This window comes from Streptomyces sp. HUAS ZL42 (assembly GCF_040782645.1).
Taxonomy (GTDB): domain Bacteria; phylum Actinomycetota; class Actinomycetes; order Streptomycetales; family Streptomycetaceae; genus Streptomyces.
In genome coordinates this window covers 3,680,851-3,701,688 of the sequence record NZ_CP160403.1, presented here as the reverse complement: position 1 = coordinate 3,701,688, position 20,838 = coordinate 3,680,851, and the positions used below count along the sequence as shown (strand labels likewise).

The 20,838-nt window shown below is 70.9% G+C and carries 19 protein-coding genes and 2 pseudogenes; 16 read left to right on the top strand and 5 right to left on the bottom strand.

The window, feature by feature from the left end:
• Nucleotide 1 precedes the first annotated feature (1 nt).
• On the top strand, nucleotides 2-976 hold the full coding sequence (locus tag ABZO29_RS16815) for an ABC transporter ATP-binding protein (protein ID WP_367321004.1): 975 nt from the start codon (nucleotides 2-4) through the stop codon (nucleotides 974-976).
• Entirely contained in the window at nucleotides 969-2,030 is a 1,062-nt protein-coding gene (locus tag ABZO29_RS16810) for an ABC transporter ATP-binding protein (RefSeq protein ID WP_367321003.1), read from the top strand. The genes ABZO29_RS16815 and ABZO29_RS16810 overlap by 8 nt, the downstream gene beginning before the upstream one ends.
• A gap of 148 nt (nucleotides 2,031-2,178) precedes the next feature.
• Here the strand turns inward: ABZO29_RS16810 and ABZO29_RS16805 are convergent, their stop codons facing one another.
• Complete coding sequence (locus ABZO29_RS16805) at nucleotides 2,179-4,299, bottom strand: prolyl oligopeptidase family serine peptidase (protein WP_367321002.1); 2,121 nt, start codon at nucleotides 4,297-4,299, stop codon at nucleotides 2,179-2,181.
• Nucleotides 4,300-4,455: 156 nt separating this feature from the next.
• Here ABZO29_RS16805 and ABZO29_RS16800 point away from each other — a divergent pair, with 156 nt between their 5' ends.
• The 10 genes and pseudogenes from ABZO29_RS16800 to ABZO29_RS16755 all read left to right on the top strand — a co-directional run bounded on the left by ABZO29_RS16800 (nucleotide 4,456) and on the right by ABZO29_RS16755 (nucleotide 12,904).
• The gene (locus ABZO29_RS16800) at nucleotides 4,456-4,650 is read left to right on the top strand and encodes a hypothetical protein (protein ID WP_367321001.1); all 195 of its coding nucleotides are present in this window, start codon (nucleotides 4,456-4,458) and stop codon (nucleotides 4,648-4,650) included.
• A 487-nt stretch (nucleotides 4,651-5,137) separates the two neighbouring features.
• Nucleotides 5,138-6,238 (top strand): annotated as a pseudogene (locus tag ABZO29_RS16795) (DEAD/DEAH box helicase family protein); the annotation flags it as partial.
• An 18-nt stretch (nucleotides 6,239-6,256) separates the two neighbouring features.
• Nucleotides 6,257-6,597: pseudogene (locus ABZO29_RS16790) on the top strand (ATP-binding protein); the annotation flags it as partial.
• Between the two features lie 142 nt (nucleotides 6,598-6,739).
• Nucleotides 6,740-7,624, top strand: coding sequence for a helix-turn-helix domain-containing protein (locus ABZO29_RS16785; protein WP_367321000.1), 885 nt, complete (start codon nucleotides 6,740-6,742; stop codon nucleotides 7,622-7,624).
• Between the two features lie 67 nt (nucleotides 7,625-7,691).
• Entirely contained in the window at nucleotides 7,692-8,039 is a 348-nt protein-coding gene (locus ABZO29_RS16780; protein ID WP_367320999.1) for a hypothetical protein, read from the top strand.
• Nucleotides 8,036-8,296, top strand: a complete 261-nt coding sequence (locus tag ABZO29_RS16775) for a hypothetical protein (protein ID WP_367320998.1) — start codon at nucleotides 8,036-8,038, stop codon at nucleotides 8,294-8,296. Before ABZO29_RS16780 ends, ABZO29_RS16775 begins: the two co-directional genes overlap by 4 nt.
• Before the next feature lie 156 nt (nucleotides 8,297-8,452).
• Complete coding sequence (locus ABZO29_RS16770) at nucleotides 8,453-9,115, top strand: hypothetical protein (RefSeq protein WP_367320997.1); 663 nt, start codon at nucleotides 8,453-8,455, stop codon at nucleotides 9,113-9,115.
• Between the two features lie 52 nt (nucleotides 9,116-9,167).
• Nucleotides 9,168-10,025, top strand: a complete 858-nt coding sequence (gene mshB, locus ABZO29_RS16765) for an N-acetyl-1-D-myo-inositol-2-amino-2-deoxy-alpha-D-glucopyranoside deacetylase (protein WP_367320996.1) — start codon at nucleotides 9,168-9,170, stop codon at nucleotides 10,023-10,025.
• Nucleotides 10,022-10,432, top strand: coding sequence for a DUF6113 family protein (locus ABZO29_RS16760; protein ID WP_367320995.1), 411 nt, complete (start codon nucleotides 10,022-10,024; stop codon nucleotides 10,430-10,432). Before mshB ends, ABZO29_RS16760 begins: the two co-directional genes overlap by 4 nt.
• Nucleotides 10,433-10,588: 156 nt before the next feature.
• Complete coding sequence (locus ABZO29_RS16755) at nucleotides 10,589-12,904, top strand: hypothetical protein (RefSeq protein ID WP_367320994.1); 2,316 nt, start codon at nucleotides 10,589-10,591, stop codon at nucleotides 12,902-12,904.
• 397 nt (nucleotides 12,905-13,301) lie between these two features.
• Here ABZO29_RS16755 and ABZO29_RS16750 read toward each other — a convergent pair whose 3' ends face one another.
• Nucleotides 13,302-14,153, bottom strand: a complete 852-nt coding sequence (locus tag ABZO29_RS16750) for a tetratricopeptide repeat protein (RefSeq protein ID WP_367320993.1) — start codon at nucleotides 14,151-14,153, stop codon at nucleotides 13,302-13,304.
• A gap of 29 nt (nucleotides 14,154-14,182) precedes the next feature.
• The gene (locus ABZO29_RS16745; RefSeq protein WP_367320992.1) at nucleotides 14,183-15,199 is read right to left on the bottom strand and encodes a GNAT family N-acetyltransferase; all 1,017 of its coding nucleotides are present in this window, start codon (nucleotides 15,197-15,199) and stop codon (nucleotides 14,183-14,185) included.
• 140 nt (nucleotides 15,200-15,339) lie between these two features.
• On the opposite strand from ABZO29_RS16745, the gene fdxA reads away from it, so the two are divergent.
• Both fdxA and ABZO29_RS16735 read left to right on the top strand, forming a co-directional pair.
• The gene (gene fdxA, locus ABZO29_RS16740) at nucleotides 15,340-15,660 is read left to right on the top strand and encodes a ferredoxin (protein WP_030929316.1); all 321 of its coding nucleotides are present in this window, start codon (nucleotides 15,340-15,342) and stop codon (nucleotides 15,658-15,660) included.
• Nucleotides 15,661-15,790: 130 nt separating this feature from the next.
• Nucleotides 15,791-16,882 carry a bifunctional succinyldiaminopimelate transaminase/glutamate-prephenate aminotransferase gene (locus ABZO29_RS16735; RefSeq protein ID WP_367320991.1) on the top strand — a complete coding sequence of 364 codons (1,092 nt, stop codon included), beginning with the start codon at nucleotides 15,791-15,793 and terminating at the stop codon, nucleotides 16,880-16,882.
• A gap of 87 nt (nucleotides 16,883-16,969) precedes the next feature.
• Here the strand turns inward: ABZO29_RS16735 and ABZO29_RS16730 are convergent, their stop codons facing one another.
• Nucleotides 16,970-17,491 (bottom strand): ATP-binding protein, encoded by a 522-nt coding sequence (locus tag ABZO29_RS16730; RefSeq protein WP_367320990.1) that lies wholly within the window; start codon nucleotides 17,489-17,491, stop codon nucleotides 16,970-16,972.
• 311 nt (nucleotides 17,492-17,802) lie between these two features.
• Nucleotides 17,803-18,792, bottom strand: a complete 990-nt coding sequence (locus tag ABZO29_RS16725) for a heavy metal transporter (protein WP_367320989.1) — start codon at nucleotides 18,790-18,792, stop codon at nucleotides 17,803-17,805.
• Nucleotides 18,793-18,875: 83 nt separating this feature from the next.
• Between ABZO29_RS16725 and dapE the strand changes: the two genes are divergently transcribed.
• Both dapE and ABZO29_RS16715 read left to right on the top strand, forming a co-directional pair.
• A complete protein-coding gene (gene dapE, locus ABZO29_RS16720; protein WP_367320988.1) occupies nucleotides 18,876-19,955 on the top strand; it encodes a succinyl-diaminopimelate desuccinylase in 1,080 nt (359 codons plus the stop codon).
• A 119-nt stretch (nucleotides 19,956-20,074) separates the two neighbouring features.
• Complete coding sequence (locus ABZO29_RS16715) at nucleotides 20,075-20,833, top strand: TIGR00730 family Rossman fold protein (RefSeq protein WP_367320987.1); 759 nt, start codon at nucleotides 20,075-20,077, stop codon at nucleotides 20,831-20,833.
• Nucleotides 20,834-20,838: the final 5 nt, after the last annotated feature.

The window sequence follows — 20,838 nt, the reverse complement described above, 5'->3', positions numbered from 1 at the left end:
CATGCTGCTCGAAGTGCGTGATCTGCGCGTGGAGTTCCGTACGCGGGACGGGGTCGCCAAGGCCGTCAACGGTGTCAGTTACGGCGTGGACGCGGGGGAGACGCTCGCCGTGCTCGGTGAGTCCGGGTCGGGCAAGTCCGTCACCGCGCAGGCGGTCATGGGGATCCTCGACATGCCTCCCGGGAGGATCACGGGCGGCGAAGTCCTCTTCCAGGGCAGGGACCTGCTCAAGCTCAAGGAGGAGGAACGGCGCAGGGTCCGCGGCGCCGAGATGGCCATGATCTTCCAGGACGCGCTGTCGTCCCTGAACCCCGTGCTCTCCGTGGGCGACCAGCTCGGCGAGATGTTCGTCGTGCACCGGGGGATGTCCCGCAAGGACGCGCGGGCCAGGGCCGTCGACCTGATGGACCGGGTGCGCATCCCGGCGGCCAGGGAGCGCGTCAGGGACTACCCGCACCAGTTCTCCGGCGGCATGCGCCAGCGCATCATGATCGCGATGGCGCTCGCCCTCGAACCGGCCCTGATCATCGCCGACGAGCCGACCACCGCCCTCGACGTCACCGTCCAGGCCCAGGTCATGGACCTGCTCGCAGATCTGCAGCGCGAGTACCACATGGGGCTGATCCTCATCACCCACGACCTGGGGGTGGTCGCGGACGTGGCGGACCGGATCGCCGTCATGTACGCGGGCCGGATCGTCGAGTCGGCCCCGGTGCACGACATCTACAAGGCACCGGCGCACCCGTACACCCGCGGCCTGCTGGACTCCGTCCCGCGCCTGGACCAGAAGGGCCAGCAGCTCTGCGCCATCAAGGGCCTGCCGCCCGGCCTCATGCACATCCCGCCGGGCTGCGCCTTCCACCCCCGTTGCCCGATGGCCCAGGACGTGTGCCGGACCGACGAGCCGCCCCTGCACGAGGTGGACGAGGACAGGGGCAGCGCCTGCCACTTCTGGAGGGAGTGCCTGCATGGCTGAGCCGGTTCTGGAGGTCAGCGGCCTGTACAAGCACTACCCGCTCACACAGGGGATCGTCTTCAAGAAGCAGGTCGGGTCGGTGAAGGCCGTCGACGGGGTGGACCTCACGCTGGGCCGCGGCGAGACCCTCGGCATCGTGGGCGAGTCCGGCTGCGGCAAGTCCACGGTCGCCAAGATGCTGGTCAACCTGGAGAGGCCGACGGCGGGGGAGATCCGCTACCGGGGCGAGGACATCACCAAGCTCTCCGGGAAGGCGCTGAAGGCCGTACGCCGCAACATCCAGATGGTTTTCCAGGACCCGTACACCTCCCTCAACCCCCGTATGACCGTGGGGGACATCGTCGGGGAGCCGTACGAGATCCACCCCGACGCGGCCCCGAAGGGCGACCGGCGCAGGAAGGTCCAGGAACTCCTCGACGTCGTCGGCCTGAACCCCGAACACGTCAACCGCTACCCGCACCAGTTCTCCGGTGGCCAGCGCCAACGCATCGGCATCGCCCGGGGACTGGCGCTGCGCCCCGAGGTGATCGTCGCCGACGAGCCGGTCTCCGCCCTGGACGTGTCCGTGCAGGCGCAGGTCGTCAACCTGATGGACCGGCTGCAGAGCGAGTTCGAGCTGTCCTACGTCTTCATCGCACACGACCTCTCGATCGTGCGGCACATCTCCGACCGGGTCGGGGTGATGTACCTCGGCCGCATCGTGGAGACCGGCAGGGACACCGAGATCTACGACCATCCCACGCACCCCTACACCCAGGCGCTGCTGTCCGCGGTGCCCCTGCCCGACCCGGAGGCGCGGGAGCACCGGGAGCGGATCATCCTGCACGGTGATGTGCCGTCACCGACGAACATCCCCTCGGGGTGCCGCTTCCGCACCCGCTGCTGGAAGGCGCGGGAGCGGTGCGCGCTGGAGGTGCCGCTGCTCGCGGTGCCCGAAGGGTTCCGGCTCACCCCCGGTCCCGCGGCCCACGACTCGGCATGCCACTTTGCGGAAGAGAAGCAGATGGTGCCGCCCGAGGAAGGGCAGGACGATCTTGTGAACGGGGCAGCATAACCGCACAAACGTGCACCAATCGCGTTAACACGCAGGCAACTTGGCCGACCCGAGCCCGATATACGGACGCGTCACTCTGAACAACGTACGGCCGTGCGGGTGCCGTAAACGAGCCGGGGTGCGCCATGTCACCCCGGCTCGTTGCTGTTCACGCCAGCTTCAGCGAACGCTTCAGGAAGTCCAGCTGCAGCCGCAGCAGGTTCTCCGCGACCGTCTCCTGCGGGGTCATGTGGGTCACCCCGGACAGCGGCAGCACCTCGTGCGGGCGGCCGGCTGCCAGCAGGGCCGAGGACAGCCGCAGCGAGTGGGCGACCACCACGTTGTCGTCCGCCAGGCCGTGCACGATCATCATCGGGCGGTGCGGCTCGGCCGCGTCGACCAGGCCCGCGTCGTCGATCAGCGAGTTTCGGCGGTAGACCTCCGGCTGCTCGTCCGGGTGCCCGATGTAGCGCTCCTGGTAGTGGGTGTCGTACAGGCGCAGATCGGTGACCGGGGCGCCCACCACGGCCGCGTGGAAGACGTCCGGGCGGCGCAGCACCGCGAGCGCCGCCAGATAGCCGCCGAAGGACCAGCCGCGGACCGCGACGCGGCTCAGATCGAGCGGGAAGTCGGCGGCGAGGCCCTGGAGCGCGTCGACCTGGTCCTCGACGACGACCGCCGCGATGTCGTCCCTGATCGCCTTCTCCCAGGCGGGGGAGCGGCCCGGGGTGCCCCGCCCGTCGGCCACGATCACGGCGAACCCCTGGTCGGCGAACCACTGCGAGGTCAGGTGCGGGTTGTGCGCGGCGACCACACGCTGGCCGTGCGGACCGCCATAGGGGTCGAGGAGCACCGGCAGGGGGGTGTCACCGGCGTAGTCACGTGGCAAAAGTACGGCGCACGGAATGCGGCGTGCGCCCCCTTCGGTGAGGGTCACCCGGGGGGACATACCGGGATCTTCGGCATACGACGGGATGGTGGCCACCTGCTTGCCGTCCCGCAGCACCTGCACCTGGACCCCCGGCCGGTCCGGCACCGCCGACACCAGCACGGTCACGCCCCCGGCGCGCACCGCCGAATGCACGCCCGGCTCCTGGGAGACGCGCTCGACGCCGAGCTCGTTGACGCGGTACACATGCACCTCGCCCGTTTCCGGCGACGTCGCGTCCGCCCCGGCCGAGGCGGAGACCAGGACGTCGTGGTCCGCGACGTCGAGGACCGCCCGCAAGTGCAACTGCGGTCCGGTCAGCGGCCGTTCGCCGACCGTGAGCACCCGCGCACCGCCCTCGTCGGCGATCCGCACGAGCTGTCCCGAGGGACTCCAGGACGGCACTCCAGGGAAAAGATCAAGCCAAATCGGATCTTCGTCGGCGTGCACCATACGGGTCGCCCCGGACTCCGGATCCACCGCCAGATACAGCTGGCTGCGCTGGTCGCGCGCCTGGACGAGCAGCAGGGGCGCACCCGCCGCTGACCAGTGCACTCGCGCCAGATACGGGAAACGGGCCCGGTCCCAGGCCACCTCCGTGCGCGTCCCGGCGAGGTCGACGACGAACAGCCGTACGTCCGCGTTGGGCGTGCCGGCCGCCGGATAGGGGACGTGTTGTGGCTCACGTTCCGGATGGGCGGGGTCGGAGATCCACCATCGCCGCACGGGCGTGTCGTCCACCCGCGCCACGAGCAGCCGGTCGGACTCCGGCGACCACCAGAAACCGCGCGACCGGCCCATCTCCTCGGCGGCGATGAACTCGGCCATTCCATAGGAAACCGATTCCGACTCCGGCAGGGTGAGCGCCCGGTCGCCCTCACCCTCGGCCCCCACGACCCGCAGCGCGCCCCCGGCGACGTACGCGATGTGCCGTCCGTCGGGGGAGGGGCGGGGGTCGATCACCGGCCCGGGCACGGGCAGTTCACGCGCGGTACCGGCCCGCAGCTCCGCCGCGAAGAGCCGCCCCGACAAGCCGAAAGAGGCCAACTCGACGGCCGAGTCGGTGGCGTAGCCGACGATGCCTGCGCCGCCCTCGCGGCTGCGTTCGCGGCGCGCCCGCTCCTCGGGTGAGAGGTCCTCCGAGGCGCCGCCCAGGAGCGCGCGCGGGTCTGCCGCCAGGCGCTCCGCGCCGTCCGTCACATCGAGAACCCACAGCGAGTTGGCCCGGTCCGTACCGGAACCCGAGCGCACGAACACGACACGGGAACCGTCGGGGGCCACGGTGAACGAACGCGGCGCGCCGAGCGTGAACCGCTGGGTACGCGCGTGCCGTCGGGGGAAGGAGTCAGGCTCGGTCGTCATGCCTCGACCATATTGGCCATGCGCCCCCTTGTGCGGCCGTGCGCCGAGCGATGCGCGCGTACGGATAGTTATGATCACTGGCGCAGTGTGGGTATGAACCTGCTGGCTGCTGTATGGATTTACAAGGTGCCCTGCTCTGTCTGGAGGTGAACCGCCGTGGCACTCTCGATTTCGGCGGTGGTGCTGCTGGCGATCGTCGTCTTCCTTCTGATCAAGAAGTCAGGCCTGAAGGGCGGGCACGCGGTCGTCTGCATCCTGCTGGGCTTCTACCTGGCCTCCTCCACGGTGGCCCCCACGATCAGCGACCTCACCACGAGCGTGGCCAGCATGATCGGGAGCATCAAGTTCTGACCTCGCCGCTTCCGGTCCTCGGCGGCACCCGGATCCGTAAGCTTGACGGATCTAGGACAAGCGAAGGCTTGGGCAGCGGGGCGTGGACAAAGACAGTGTTGACGATCGGCTTCGGAAACTGGCGAAGGCGTCGCCCAACTTCGGGCGGCTGTACGGGTACCAACCCCTCCTGGCCATCTATGGCTCGCAGGCCGAACTCACCGTCCTGACGAACCCGAACGCCGCCTACGTCAGTGCCGGGCAGTTCGCCGAGGTCCTGGCCGAGGAGTTCGTCACCCGTACCGGCACGCGCGTCGAGGGCACGACCCAGTTCGACCGCCTCAACGCACTGACGCGGGCCGGTGTGCTCGTCGGCTGGAGCCGTGACGCCTTCGACAAGCTGCGCCGGGGCCGCAACGACGCCGCACACAACCACCTGTTCGACACGACCAAGGCGCTGGAGGCGCTGAAGCTGTGCTGGCAGCTCGGTGACCTCTTCGACCGCGCCATGGGCGGGACGCGGACCGTATCCGCGTTCGTCCCGCCGACGCTTCCGGCCGACGTGCCGTCCGCCGACCCCCAGGAGATCGCGGAGCTGCAGGAGGCGCTGGAGGGGCACCGCCGCGCGCTGGCCGAGTCACGCGTCAAGCTGTCCGAGACGAGCAACCGCCTTGAGGCCGAGCAGCGGGCCCGTGCCGAGGCCGAGGCGCTCATCGCCAGTGCACAGCAGTCGAAGTCGGCGTACGCCGCCGAGATCGAGGAACTGAGGACGCAGGTCGCCGAACTGCGTGCGACGCACCAGCAGCAGTACGACCGCGAGCGCCTCCAGCCCCGCAAGGTCGCCTCCGCGGCCCGGGACGCCATCGTGGAGCGCGCACAGCGCCCGGCGCCGCTCAACGAGGTGCAGGCGCGGAAGAAGATCGACGCGATGCTGGCCAAGGCGGGCTGGCTGGTCCAGAGCAAGGCGGAGGCCAACCCGCTGGCGGGTCGTGGTGTCGCCATCGAAGAGTTCACGCTGGCCACCGGACGCGCCGACTACGTCCTCTACGTGGACGGGAAGATTGTCGGAGTCATCGAGGCCAAGCGGGAGGGAACCGCGCTCGCCGGGGCCCTCGCCCAGAACGAACGGTACGCGGCGGGTGTGCTCAAGGAGCACGCGATGGCCGTGTGGCGCAGGGAGGAACCGTTCGCGTTCCGCTACGTCAGCACCGGTGCGGAGACGTACTTCCTCAACCGGGTCGACCCCGAGGCCCGCTCCCGCGAGGTCTTCGCTTTCCACCGCCCGGAGACGATCGCCGCTTGGATGAAGCGGGCGGACGAGGAACCGGACACGCCGACCTTCCGCGCCGCCCTCCGCACCAGCATGCCGCTCCTGGAGACCCACGGCCTGCGCATGGCCCAGGTCGACGCCATCACGGGCCTGGAGGGCTCTCTCGCCGCCGACCGGCCGCGTGCCCTCATCCAGATGGCGACGGGCGCAGGCAAGACGTTCACGGCCGTCACGGAGACCTACCGCCTGCTCCGCCACGGGGGTGCACGCAAGGTCCTCTTCCTCGTCGACCGCAACAACCTCGGCCGGCAGGCCCACGCCGAGTTCGACAAGTACCGGACGCCGGACGAGAACAACCGGGACTTCCGGCTCACCCTCTACGTCGTCGGCGGCACCCTGCGCATCGAGGTCACCGACACTCGGGGCGACCGTCTCCCGCAGCTGCAACGCCCCGCCCCCACCTCCGAATCCGGCCGAGGCCTGGTCCTCGTCGACGTGCTCGCAGATCGCTGGGGCACCGCCCCCGGACCCTACCCGCGGAAGACCGTGTGGGCCGAGTGCGAAGTCGGCCCGCTACCGGAACCCAATCACCCGTGCTCCGGTGTGAGGGGCGGTCTTTCCAAAGGACCACGGCGGTGAAAGAACCCGACCAAGCCCCACCCCTCCCGCCCACGGCGCAAACTCACCCGCCCGGGTGAACATCGCCAACTCGGCTGGATTCCCGGCCCCTTGCTGGCCCTACGCTCAGCGCAACAACACAACCGCAGACATGCGACGGCCCCCGCCGGGACGGCAATCCCAGTGCGAGGGCCTGACCACCGAGGAAGAGAGAGCTTCCCGATGGATACGCAGAACCCTAGCGCGCCCCCGTGCGCCGAGTCCCGTCTTGCCGCCAACAAACACCCGAACCGGCGGCCCCAAGCCGGCGGCGGCCTCACTCACGACAACACCCGCCACACCACCCGCTTCACGGTGATCGGCAATCACCTCACCCAGCACTCGGAGCTGTCCCTCCTCGCGATCGGTCTGGCCTGCCACATCCAGTCGCTGCCCCAGGGCGCCCGCGTCGACATCAAGACGCTCACCGCCCGCTTTCCCGAAGGCGCCACCCGCATCGCCTCCGCCCTGCGCGAGCTGGAGGCGCACGGCTACCTGCGCCGCGAACGCACCCGCATCCCCAGCGGCCGTATCGTCACCCGCACCGTCTCCTGCAACCAACCAGGCAGCCGGGGAAGCCAGGGCGATGTCGACGACCAGCCCGCCCGGCCCCCGCACCCGACACCGACGATGAAGCGGGCACCCCGCAAGAAGCCGCCCCTCCCTGCGGTCCCCCAGCCCGCCTACCCCGCCCCCGCCCTCCTCCAGCAGGCCGCCGACCTCCTCGCGGACCTCCGCCGCCACGACCCGCGCCTGCTCCTGTCCGCCTGCGACACCGCCCATCTCGCTCCCGGCGTCGCCGCCTGGCTGGAACGCGACGTCACCCCCACCGCCGTGCGCCACGCCCTCACCGCGGACCTGCCGCCCGAAGGACTACGACGACCCGCCGCCCTCCTGGCCCACCGCCTCACCGCACAGCTGCCAGCCCCGCCACCGTTGCGCGCGCCGACCCCACCGCCGATGGTCCGGCACCCCATCCAGAACTGCGAAGGCTGCGACCGAGGCTTCCGCTCACCCACCCCAGGACACTGCCGTGACTGCCGCACCCCCCTTGCCGCTGCCGCCTGAGCCCGTTCCGACCTGTTCCCCGCGCTCCGGCCGGATACTCTGGCCGGGGCACCCTCCGGAGGACACCATGAGCACTCAGGCCGACCACGGAAACGAACTGATCCCTCGTCCCGAGCTGACCCCTGATGCCCTGCGTGCAGCACTTGCCGTCGTCGCGCCAGGCCGCCTGGACGAGATGCAGGCCAGGAAGGACGAGGCCTTCGCCAAGGCAGTCGAGTGGCAGTCTCTGAGCCCAGTCCAGAGCTGGGTCCTTAGCTGGGCTCAAGAGATCGAGATCGCCCGTCGCCCGGATCTGTCCACGCGCTACACCCACGCGCAGAGCAACCTGGAACACGAGGATGCGGCCATCGCGTGGGAAGCCCTTCGCGAGCTGAGCGCCGTTCTCGACGAGGCGATGAAGGCAGTTCGCGAGTGAGCTGGAAATGGGAGTACGCCTTCGGAGCCGAAGAGGCGGCCCGTTCCCTCCCGCCCGACTTCCTGGCCGCCATCGAACGTGCGGCCGACGAACTGGTCAGGGCAGCGGAGGCTCTCCACGTCCACGGCCGGGCCTATGAGGGCTTCGACCCTCAAGGTCGCCAAATCCCGGTCTCCGGAGGAGGCATGATTCGCTACCAAGTGGTCGTGCGAAGCGAGCGGGTCTACATCGTCCAGATCACGTACCTGGGCTTCTGAACTGCGCGGAAGGGCCGGAGGGACGCGATCCGGAAATTCAGGGGCCGGAATCGGCCACCTTGCTCCGAGCTCGTCGCGCCCGGCTTGACTCAACCCCGTCCACCTCGGGAATCGTGCACGTAGAGATCGTGACGGAGAGTACCCCGGGGGTTACCCATGGCCGTTCCCAGACCGCAGACGCGTCAGTTCGAGGCGTTCATGACCAACCTGTCGTACGCGCGGCGCATGGTCGAAGCGGGCAGGATGCTCACCCCGTTCAACTCACCCACCATCGACATCGACGACTTCTACCGCGCGGCCTGGGTGCAGGCCGTCGCCGCCATCGACCACTGGCTGCACGAGGAAGTGCTGCGCCGCGTTGCGGAGTTGGCCGCCAAGGACAGTCCCGACATGCCGTACCAGTTGCGCGTTTACGAATTGCCGCTGCACAGGATCGAGGCGGTGCAGCGAGGCGACGTCACGGTGCCCGAGGCCGTCGTCGAGCACCTGCGCGAGAAACTCGCACCTCAGTCGCTTCAGCACCCCGGAAAGATCTCCGAGGTGCTCAAGCTCGTCGCGGAGAAGAAGGTCTGGTACGAGGCCGCGGGATGGATCAACCAGACGTTCTTCCAGGGGCGCACCTCGCTGAACGAGAAGACGCTTCGCAGCCGCTATCTGGAGATCACTCAGCGGCGCAACAAGATCGCACATGACGCCGACCTCATCGACGGCGATCTGAAGCAGCGACGCCCCATCGACGAGGCAAGCGTGAACGATGCCATCGACTGGATCGAACGGATCGCGCTGGCCATCGCCCACGTGCTCGACGACGAGGGGTGACGGAGGGGCGGGCGGCCCCGGCGGTCACCCGGAGGCCTCGTAGGCTGATCCCATGACGGAACTGCCCGCCCGTCGTCTGCTGCTGGTGCACGCGCACCCGGACGACGAGTCGATCAACAACGGCGCGACCATGGCCAGGTACACGGCCGAGGGCGCGCACGTGACCCTGGTCACCTGCACCCTTGGTGAGCGGGGCGAGGTGATTCCGCCCGAGCTCCAGCACCTCACGGGGTCCGGTCTGGCCCAGGAGCGTGAGCGGGAGCTCGGTGCGGCGATGAGCCGACTGGGCATCGAGGACTTCGGCCTCCTCGGCGGGCGCGGCCGGTACCAGGACTCCGGAATGATGGGTACTCCGGACAACGACAATCCGCACTCTTTCTGGCAGGCCGACGTCGACGAGGCCGCCGTGCACCTCCTCGAGGTGATCCGCGAAGTACGGCCCCAGGTGCTCGTCACCTACGACGACAACGGCGGGTACGGCCACCCCGATCACATCCAGGCCCACCGCGTCGCCATGCGCGCCGTCGAACTCGCCGCCGCCGAGGGCCTCGGCATCGCCAAGGTCTACTGGAACCGCGTGCCGCGCAGGGTCGCCGAGGAGGCCTTCGCCCGGCTGCAGCGGGACCTGCCCGGCCTCTCCTTCACCAAGACGGCCGCCGTCGACGACGTCCCCGGTGTCGTCGACGACGAACGGATCACCACCGCGATCGACGGCACCGCGCACGCCGCCGCCAAGGCCGCCGCGATGCGCGCGCACGCCACCCAGATCGAGGTCGCCGAGCCGTACTTCGCGCTCTCCAACGAGCTGGCCCAGCCCCTCTTCACCACCGAGTACTACGAGTTGGTGCGCGGGGAACGAGCCGGTGCACGGGAGACCGACCTGTTCGCCGGGATCGAGGTGGCGTCGTGACGGACCGGACCTCGATGCTCGCGCAGCCCATCAAGCCGCCCTCCGCCGGGCGGATCGCCGCCCTGCTCGGGCTGTTCGTGCTCGGTGTGGCCGTCGGAGCCGCCGGGGCGCTGGTCCAGGCCGGCCTTTTCCCGGGCGGACTGCTGCTGGCGCTCGCGGGCGCCGCCGGGCTCTTCCTGGGCGGGGCACGCCTGACGCGCAGCCGTGGCGGAGCGGTCGCGCCCGCGGCCGGCTGGATGGTCACGGTCATCCTGCTCACCGCCAGCCGTCCGGAAGGCGACTTCCTCTTCGGCGCGGGAGGCGGCTCCTATCTCTTCCTGCTCGGTGGCATGGCCCTGGCTGTGATCTGCGCCACCCTTGGATGGGGGCGGCAACCGGACGGCAACGACGTCCGACTTGGCAAGTGACGTACCACTTCGCCGTGAGATGCGCGTGCAAGTGCCGTGTGGGTTTCACCGGCGGTCGTGGGATACGGGCCAGAAGTGGCCAGTATGGTGGTGCGCGCCGCCGAGCCGCCCGCATGAGGTCGTGACGGGCGGCGGAGCCAACCGGGAGAACCTGCCTTGAGTCGAGAAACTGACACTCCGTCCTCCGGGCCCAACGGGCGCGGCGGAGCCGCATACCCCTCGGGGACGCCGCCGTACGGTATCCCCATGGTTTCCGACGCCGGTGCGGACGACGGCCGTTCGTCCGCGCAGGCGGAGGAACGCAAGACCGAGACCACGCTGACGACCCGGATCCGGATCAACATCCCCGGGTCGCGGCCCATTCCGCCGGTCGTCGTCCGCACGCCCGTCGCCGGCGCCGAGGACGACGACACCGCCACCGACACACAGCCGACCGGCGCCGCCACGCCCACCGGCGGCGTCGAGACCCCCGCCGAGCCCGGGCCCGCCGCCGAGGAGAAGACGAGCGACTGGTTCGCGCCCCGCAAGTCTTCGCCGACCAAGGGCGGTCAGGCCGACGGCTCGACCAACGGGGCCGGACTGCCGGGGGGTTCGGGAGCTTCCTCCGGCGGTTCGGGCGGCTCCGCCGGTGCGGGTGCCGGGGTGTCCGGTGCGGGCGCTTCCGGCGCGGGTACGCCGGGTGGTGCGGCGGCGCCGGGTGGCGCTCGTCCCGCCGGCGGTCGTCCCGGTGGCGTGGTCGGCTCGATGAGCGTGCCGGGTGCCCGTCAGGGCGGCGGCCCGCGCCCCGGCGGCACGAACGGTGCCGGGCTCCCCGGCGCCACCGGCGGCCCCGTGGCTCCCGGGCACGGCGGCGGCACCGGCTCCTTCGACGTCACCGAGGCGCTGGCCGCGGGCCCGCTGGGCAGCGGCTCGCGTCCGGGCCAGGGCGGCGCCGGCGAGCCGCGCCGCGACGACCTGCCGTACTTCTCGGAGGGCGGCCCCGGCGGCCACAACGGCTTCGGCGGTACGAACGGCCAGGACGGGCCGGGCAGCGCCGGTGCCCCCGGTGGACCCAGCGGCTTCAACGGACCGGGCGGACGGGGCGGCCAGGGCGGCCCGCAGGGCCCCACGGGCCCGACCGGCGGTCCGGTCACCGGCGACGGGCCGATGGTGCCGCCCGTCGGCGGTGCCACCGGTGCGCTCGGTGTGCCCGGCATCGACTCCGCTCCCGGTCGCCCCGGTGCTCCCGGCGCCGCCCCGCGCGGCGGCCGTGGACCCGGTGGCGGCATGAGCGGCGGTCTGAGCGACGACACCGCGATCCTCACCCCGCAAAAGCCCGCGCCCGAGCCCGGCCCGAACAGCGGCTACCCCCGCCACGACAACGTCTCCGGACACACCGTCACCAGCGGCATCCCGATCGTGCCGCCGGGCGACCGGAACGCGCCGTTCGGCCCGGGCACGGCCACCGACGGACCGCGCCCGCACACCCCGCCCAAGCTGCCCGAGCCGGCCTCGCAGAACCCGCCCAAGGCCGCACCGAAGAAAAAGAAGGGCCGTAACAAGCTGGTGCTGCTCGGCGGGGGCCTGTTCGTCGTCGTCGCCGGCGCCTACGGTGCCGGTCTGCTGATGAACCACTCCGACGTGCCCAAGGGCACCACCGTGCTCGGCGTGGACATCGGTGGCGGCACCCGCGACGAGGCCGTCAAGAAGCTGGACGACGCCTTCGGCAAGCAGGTCGACCAGCCGCTGAAGCTGTCCGTCGGCGGCGACACCGTCACGCTCAAGCCGGACCAGGCGGGGCTCCAGTTCGACATGCAGGCCACGGTCGCGAAGGCCGCGAAGAGCGACTACAACCCGGTCTCCGTGATCGGCTCGCTCTTCGGGGAGCACCGCGAGGTCGAGCCGGAGATGCCCGTCGACGAGGAGAAGCTGCAGGCCGCCCTGTTGACCGCGGCGGGCGGCGCCGGCTCGGTGACCGAGGGCACGATCAGGTTCGAGTCCGGCAAGGCCGTCGCGGTCTACGGCAAGGCGGGCAAGAGCATCGCGGTCGCGCAGGCCAAGGACTCCGTCGAGGAGGCCTACCGCGCCCAGGTGGAGACCGGCCGTTCGACCGCCGCGGTCAAGGTCCCGACGACCACCCGGCAGCCGACGATCTCCAACGCCGAGGTCGACCGGATGATGAAGGAGTTCGCGCAGCCGGCGATGTCCGCAAAGGTCACCGTCATGACGGACGCGGCGCACACGGTCTCGTTCAGCCCGAAGAACTCGCTGTGGAAGTTCCTCCAGGTCAAGGCCATCGACGGCAAGCTCGTCGACAGCTACGACGAGGCCGCCCTCAAGGAGCTGTACGGCGGCACCTTCAACGGCGTGCTGATCACCCGCGGCACCGGCCAGAAGACGGCCGTCACGGTTCAGGACGTGATCAGCGCCCTGCGGCCGGCCCTGAAGAGCAAGACCGACCGGGTCGCGGTCATCGACACGGATCCGAGCTGACGGCTCGCAGCCGAAGGGGGCACCCGGTCACCGCCGGGTGCCCCCTTCCCGTATGCGGACCCTTCCGCATCGACGGCCACCGGCACCCCGGTGGTCGGGTTCGACCAGGTGGGCAAGAGCTACTCGGGCTGCGGCAGGCCGAGTAGCGGAACGGTTCGCGTCCTCGGTCCCGAAGCCGTACCGGCCGCGGGCGTACTGACCCGGGCGGGCATCGAGCAGATCGCCGACCGCAAGGTCAACAAGCACGGGGGCGCCGCCGGCGACAGCGACCTCATCGTCCTGGACGAGCCCACCGCCGGCATGGACAGGCCGACCAGGGCCGCAGGGTCCTGTTCGCCACCCACACGGCGCCCCGCAAGCGCCCGGCTGCGCGGCCCCCCTCAGCAGCGACGCCGGTTCAGTTCAGCATCGCCCTGGCTGCATTGGCCTGCCCCCGCACCCGCTCAGCCGCAGAGGAATCCACCGCCGCGACCACCTCCGCATACGCCTCCAACTCAGCCGCCCCCAGAAGAAAATCCCCCCGCTGCACCAGCAACTGCGCCCGCTCATAGCGCAACCGAGCCGGATGTGACGGCAACAACAACGACAACTCCACCGCCCACAACGCCACATCCGACCGCTCCGGCCGAGCCGCGGCCCACGCCCGAATGTTGTTCAGAATCCGCAGCACCACCTCGAGCGGATCCGCAGGACCGAGCATCGACGGAAGGAGAGGGGCCCCCGTGGCCCCGGCCACCAGCATCTCCGCGTCGGCCCCCGTCAGTACCCGCCCCCCGTCGAACGGGTCGGCGAGCACCTGCTCCTCCTCCGGACCGAACCCGACGACGAAGTGCCCGGGCAGAGCGACCCCGTACACCGGCGCCCCCGCCCTCCGCGCGACCTCCATCCACACCACCGACAGCAGGATCGGCAGCCCGCGCCGCCGCCGCAGCACCTCGTGCAGCAGCGAGGACTCCAGCCGCTGGTAGTCGGCCGGGGTGCCGTGGAACCCGCCCTGCTCCCCGAGCAGCTCCCGCACGGCCACGGCCCACGCCCGCGGCCCCCCGGGACGGAACGGCAGCTGCCCCGCCAGCCGGTCCAGCTCGACCTGCGCCGCGTCCATGCCCGTCTCGTCGAGCGCCCCGTCCGCCGCCGCGCCCACCAGCAGGCACAGCAGGGACAGATCGGGCCGTTCGGACCGTGCCTCCTCGGCGAACCGCCGCCGCACTTCGGCGGAGCGCTCGGGCGATGGGGGGTTGCAGGCAGGCATAGCAGGCTCGTGCCCTCTCACGGCGATCCTTACCGTCCGGCTCCGGGGGTCGCCGATTCCCGGTAGTGGTGGTACGCGTGGTGCGCGGCGAACCCCATCCCGGTGTACATCGCCCGCGCACCTGCATTGTCCGTCTCGACCTGCAGCCACGCAGCCGAGGCGCCCTCGTCGAGGGCCTGCCGGGCCAGCGCGGCCATGACGGTCGTCGCGAGGCCCCGCCGCCGCTGCGCCGGATCGACCTCGACGGCGGCGAACCCGGCCCACCGCCCGTCGACCACGCACCGCCCGATGGCGGCGGGAGGCGCACCCGGCGCGTCGCCCGGCACGGTCGCGAACCAAACCGAAGGCCCGCTCCCCAGTACCTTCAGCGCCACATCGCTCACCCCCCTGCGCTGGTAGCGAGCCAGCCACGCCTCATCGGCCTCCCGGGAGAGCACCACCTGTTCCGGCTCACCCCGGTCCGCGAGGGGCGCGAGCGCCCCGATCCACATCTCGGCGGTCACCTCCCTCACCCACCCCCGCCGCTCCAGCTCCGCGCACAGCAGCTCCTGGGTGCCCTCGGCGCCGGTCGCGGTCTGGATGTAGGCGGGCAGCCCACGGTCGCCGTACCAGCGCCGTACGGCGTCGAGCGCCTCGTCGAGGGGCATGCCGGGGTCGCCGAGCGGCAGCACCGAGTTGGCCCGCCGGGTGAACCCTGAGGCGGCCCGCAGCTCCCACTCGCCGAGCCGCTCGCTCTCCACCGGCCGCCAGCCCCGCGAGGCGACCCGGGCGAGCTCCTCGTACGAGGCGGCGGGCCCGCGGCGCCGGGCGGGCACAGCGGGTACCACCTTCCCCGCGACCAGCGAGGATTCCGCGATGCGGACGCTCTCCCCGCTCTTCCGTGTGATCACCAGCACACCGTTGTCCCAGGATGTGAGAACACCCACCGTGTCGGTGAATTTCCCCTCGGTGACACCCGGGTCGGTCAATTGGCGTACGGATACGCGTTTGCCCACGTCAGCTGCGGTGATACGGAGCTCGAGGCGACCGGCGCCGGAGATTTCCACAGGTCAGTTCACCCCTCCTGTTCGGATCATGCCCAAGAACGGAGATACTAGGGGCGGGCATCGACGACGCCGCGCTCCCGCGCGCCAGGCGGCGGAGCCTGAGGAGGCCCGCCAGCGCCCTATCGAGGAGGAACGACAGCGTGACCTACGTCATCGCGCAGCCTTGTGTCGACGTCAAGGACAAGGCGTGCATCGAGGAGTGCCCGGTCGACTGCATCTACGAGGGCCAGCGGTCCTTGTACATCCACCCGGACGAATGCGTCGACTGCGGGGCCTGCGAGCCGGTCTGCCCGGTCGAGGCCATCTTCTACGAGGACGACACTCCGGAGGAGTGGAAGGACTACTACAAGGCGAACGTCGAGTTCTTCGACGAGCTCGGCTCTCCCGGCGGCGCCAGCAAGCTGGGCCTGATCGAGCGCGACCACCCCTTCATCGCCGCGCTGCCGCCGCAGGCCGAGTAACCCGTAAGCGGCCCGCACTACCGCGCCGCCTCGGTCCCGTACGGCCTGATCCGCCCGATCAAGGCCGCACGGGACCGAGGCGTTTGCCGTGAGAACGGCTCTCGTACGCACGAGAAAGTGAGCCAGAACCGTGTCCACAGTCTCCGACCGCCTGCCCGCCTTCCCCTGGGACAAGCTCGAGCCGTACAAGAAGACGGCCGCCGCGCACCCGGGCGGCATCGTCGACCTCTCGGTCGGCACCCCGGTCGACCCGGTCCCCGAGCTGATCCAGAAGGCCCTGATCGCCGCGGCCGACTCCCCGGGCTATCCGACGGTCTGGGGCACGCCGGAGTTGCGCGACGCGATCACCGGCTGGCTGGAGCGCCGGCTGGGCGCCCGTGAGGTCACCCACCGCCACGTCCTGCCGATCGTCGGCTCCAAGGAACTCGTCGCCTGGCTCCCGACCCAGCTGGGCCTCGGCCCCGGCGACCGGGTCGCGTACCCGCGGCTGGCCTACCCGACGTACGAGGTCGGCGCCCGCCTGGCCCGCGCGGAGTACGAGGTCTACGACGATCCGACGGACCTGGACCCCGAGGGCCTGAAGCTGCTCTGGCTGAACTCTCCGTCGAACCCCACGGGCAAGGTCCTGTCGAAGGCGGACCTGACCCGGATCGTGGCCTGGGCCCGCGAGCACGGCATCCTGCTCTTCTCCGACGAGTGCTACCTGGAGCTGGGCTGGGAGGCCGACCCGGTATCGGTCCTCCACCCGGACGTGAACGGCGGCTCGTACGACGGCATCGTCTCGGTCCACTCGCTGTCGAAGCGCTCAAACCTGGCGGGCTACCGCGCCGCCTTCCTGGCCGGCGACCCGGCGGTCCTGGGCCCCCTCCTGGAGATCCGCAAGCACGGCGGCATGATGACGCCGGCGCCGACCCAGGCGGCGGTGGTGGCGGCGCTGAGCGACGACGCACACGTCCGCGAGCAGCGGGAACGGTACGCCGCCCGCCGCACCGCGCTGCGCGAGGCCCTTCTCCGGCACGGGTTCCGCATCGAGCACAGCGAGGCCAGCCTCTACCTCTGGGCAACGAGGGACGAGTCCTGCTGGGACACGGTCGCCCACCTGGCGGAACGCGGCATCCTGGTCGCCCCGGGTGACTTCTACGGCCCGGCGGGCGAGAAGTTCGTACGGGTGGCACTGACCGCGACGGACGAACGCGTGCGGGCGGCGGCAGAACGCCTGTAACCGCTGACCCCGGCCACACAGCAGGCGACGGGGCCCAGGAATGCACGCACCCTGGACCCCGTCGCGCTCGGACCGACGCGGCGAACCTCAGCCGATCGGCAGCTCCTGGGTGGGCAGCGACTGGGTGGGCAGCGACTGGGTCGGCAAGGACTGGGTGGGCAGCGACTGGGTCGGCAAGGACTGGGTGGGCAGCGACTGGGTCGGCAGCGACTGGGCCGGGAGCGACTGCGTCGGCAGCCCGTCCTTCGTCGCCGTCGACGCCGTGTCCCCGAGGATCTCCCCGGCGGAACCCGCCGCCTCACCGGCCGCCTTCTGCGCCGCGGGTGCCGCCTTCTGCACGGCCTTGCCGCCGGTCCTGCCCGCGGCAGGCACCGCCTTCTCGACCGCCGTGCTGCCGGTGTCACCGGCGAGCCCGGTGACGTTCTGAGCCGTGCCGTCGACGGTGTCGGCGGCGTTCGCCCCGTCCAGGGCGGTCAGCCCGCCCAGGTTCGGGGTCGCCGGCAGATCTGGGGCCGCGCTGGCGGAGCCGGCCGCACCGACCCCGGCGGCCGCTCCCGCTGCGACGAGCAGCGCGGCACGGGCGATCCGGCGGGTCAGGGGGAGGGACATGGTGCTCCTTTGACGGAAGAGAACGGTGAAGTGTCCGGCCGGGCCCGGCGGATGATCGTCCGGGCTCGGACGCAGTGACTACCGCTCGAGCTCCACGAAGGTTGCGGCGACCCGATGTAAAGAGTTGGTAATGCGTCGCATTATCAGTTACGGATAAAAACGGGCAAAGAGTGCCCGGTGTGAAAGTCTGCCGAATCCTTACAGCGCTTTGTTCTCAAGGTTTTCGGCAGACGGAAGGGTGAGCGGGCGAAAACCTGCGCACAACGCTCCCCGAACTCCCCGCACACAACCCCTGGGAGTGAAGCCCCGTACTACTGCGCAGTCACGATGCGCACGGACCCCGAAGTCTGCTCCGCCCGGTCCGCGCCCTGCGCACCGGAGGCCGTGAGCCACCGGCTGTCGGTGTTCCCGGCGGTCCACTCACGGCCGGCGTAGGAGACGCGCTCGATGTGCAGCGCGGAGGCGTTGGCCACCGCCCAGTGCGCCAGCTGCCAGCCGCGCTGCTGCGCGCTGCGGCCCGTGGCGTCGGCGTCCCCGGACACGGGCAGCGTCACGGTGCGCCCGCTGGTCTCGGCCGTGGGGCTGCCACCGCTCGGCGTCGGGGCGGACGACGCGGACCTGCTCTTCACCTCGGCCCCTGCCTCCTGCACCACATCCCGCCCGAAGTCCCGTACGACCGCGGCCCGCACCGCGTCCGGCCCGGCGGTCGGTGTCGCGCCCGGCCGCCCGTCGCAGGTCAGCGTGGCCGCGGCCTGCCCGGTGAGCGCGGCGGCGAGCAGCACGGCGTCCGGCTCGTGCTTGGCGTACGCCTCCGGGTAGCCACTGCGCTGTACGCGCTGCGCGGCCACGGTGAGCGGGAGCTTCGTGTACTCGGGAACCTTGGCGAGATGCTTGTAGAAGATGTCCGCCGCGTACGTCGGGTCCAGGATCTGCTCCGGTGTGCCCCAGCCCTGCGAGGGCCGCTGCTGGAACAGGCCCAGCGAGTCCCGGTCGCCGTGACCGATGTTGCGCAGCCCCGACTCCTGGATCGCGGTCGCGAGCGCGATCGCCACAGCCCGCTGGGGCATGCCGCGGTTGGTGCCGACCGCGGCGATCGTCGCCGCGTTCACCGCCTGCTCCGGCGTGAATTCGTACACCGCGGTGCCGCCCTCTTCCGAGACGACTCTGCAGCCCGGATCCCCCACGCCTCCGGTGACGTACTGCACCACGAGATATCCCGCGACGGCCAGCAGGACAACGAAGGCCGCCCCGAAACGGAAGAGGCGGCCAGGACGCTTACGAGTGGGGGACGGCTCTGGCACGCGTACAAGGTACTGGAGCCGGGTGTGGCCGCAGAGCCACCTGTGGACAGTCCGCCGAGGGGTGGCGCGTTAGGGTCGACGCCATGGCCGACACATCGCTTGACCTCACGCTGGACGCCGCCGCGCTCACCGCTCAGCTCGTCGACTTCCCTTCGGAGAGCGGCAGCGAGAAGCCCCTCGCGGACGCGATCGAGACCGCCCTGCGCGCGCTTCCGCATCTGACGGTGGACCGGTACGGCAACAACGTCGTCGCCCGGACGAACCTGGGCCGGGCGGAGCGGGTGATCCTGGCCGGCCACATCGACACCGTCCCGATCGCCGACAACGTCCCGTCGCGGCTGGACGAGGACGGCGTCCTGTGGGGCTGCGGCACGTGCGACATGAAGTCCGGCGTCGCGGTACAGCTCCGCGTCGCGGCGACGGTCCCGGCCCCCAACCGCGACCTGACCTTCGTCTTCTACGACAACGAGGAGGTCGACGCCGAGCTGAACGGCCTCAAGCACGTGGCCGAGGCCTACCCGGAGTGGCTGAAGGGCGACTTCGCGATCCTCCTGGAACCCTCCGACGGCCAGGTCGAGGGCGGCTGCCAGGGCACCCTGCGGGTCCTGCTGAAGACGAAGGGCGAGCGGTCCCACTCGGCACGCAGCTGGATGGGCTCCAACGCGATCCACGCGGCGGCCCCGATCCTGGCGCGGCTGGCGTCGTACGAGCCGCGCTACCCCGTGATCGACGGCCTGGAGTACCGCGAGGGCCTGAACGCGGTGGGCATCTCGGGCGGAGTGGCCGGAAACGTGATCCCCGACGAGTGCGTGGTGACGGTCAACTTCCGCTACGCCCCGGACCGTACGGCGGACGAGGCCGTCGCCCACGTCCAGGAGGTCTTCGCGGACTGCGGTGTGGAGGAGTTCCTGGTGGTCGACCACAGCGGCGCGGCGCTCCCCGGCCTCTCCCACCCGGCCGCGGCGGCCTTCATCGAGGCGGTGGGCGGCACCCCCCAGCCGAAGTACGGCTGGACGGACGTGAGCCGCTTCTCCTCGCTGGGCATCCCGGCGGTCAACTACGGCCCCGGCAACCCGCACTTGGCGCACAAGCGGGACGAGCGGGTGGAGACGGCGAAGATCCTGGCGGGGGAGGAGCGCCTGAGGGCGTGGCTCACGGCGTAGCGCGGCGCGGGCGCGGGCGTGGGGACGGCGCTTCACGGCAGACATGCTCGCGTCCCCCGCCCGTAACCCGCGTAGATCTACGCTGAGGTGGAAACACCCCGCTAGCGGAGGGAGCGCACATGGCTACCGGCAACCCCGAGGGGAAGAAGCAGCCGCCGGACGAGCAGCGCCTGGGACCGGTCCTCCGGAGGCGCGGCCAGGTGACGGCGAGCACGACGGACCAGCGTCTGCTGGACGCGGGAGGACCCTCCGACTGGGTCCACACCGACCCCTGGCGAGTCCTGCGCATCCAGTCGGAGTTCATCGAGGGCTTCGGCACGCTGGCCGAACTCCCGCCCGCGATCAGCGTGTTCGGCTCGGCGCGTACGCCGGTGGACTCGGCCGAGTACGACGCGGGCGTCCGCCTCGGCCGGGGCCTGGTGCAGGCCGGCTGGGCGGTGATCACCGGCGGCGGTCCGGGCGCCATGGAAGCGGCGAACAAGGGCGCGTGCGAGGCGGGCGGCATCTCGGTGGGCCTGGGCATCGAGCTCCCCTTCGAGCAGGGGCTGAACCCCTACGTCGACATCGGCCTGAACTTCCGCTACTTCTTCGTCCGCAAGATGATGTTCGTGAAGTACGCGCAGGGCTTCGTGGTCCTGCCCGGCGGCCTGGGCACCCTGGACGAACTCTTCGAGGCCCTGACCCTCGTCCAGACCCAGAAGGTCACCCGCTTCCCGATCGTGCTCTTCGGCAGCGAGTACTGGGGCGGCCTGGTCGACTGGCTCAAGAACACGCTCATCGCCCAGGGCAAGGCCTCGGAACACGACCTGCTCCTCTTCCACATGACGGACGACGTGGAGGAGGCGGTGGCACTGGTGTCCAAGGAGGCGGGCCGCTAGGGCCT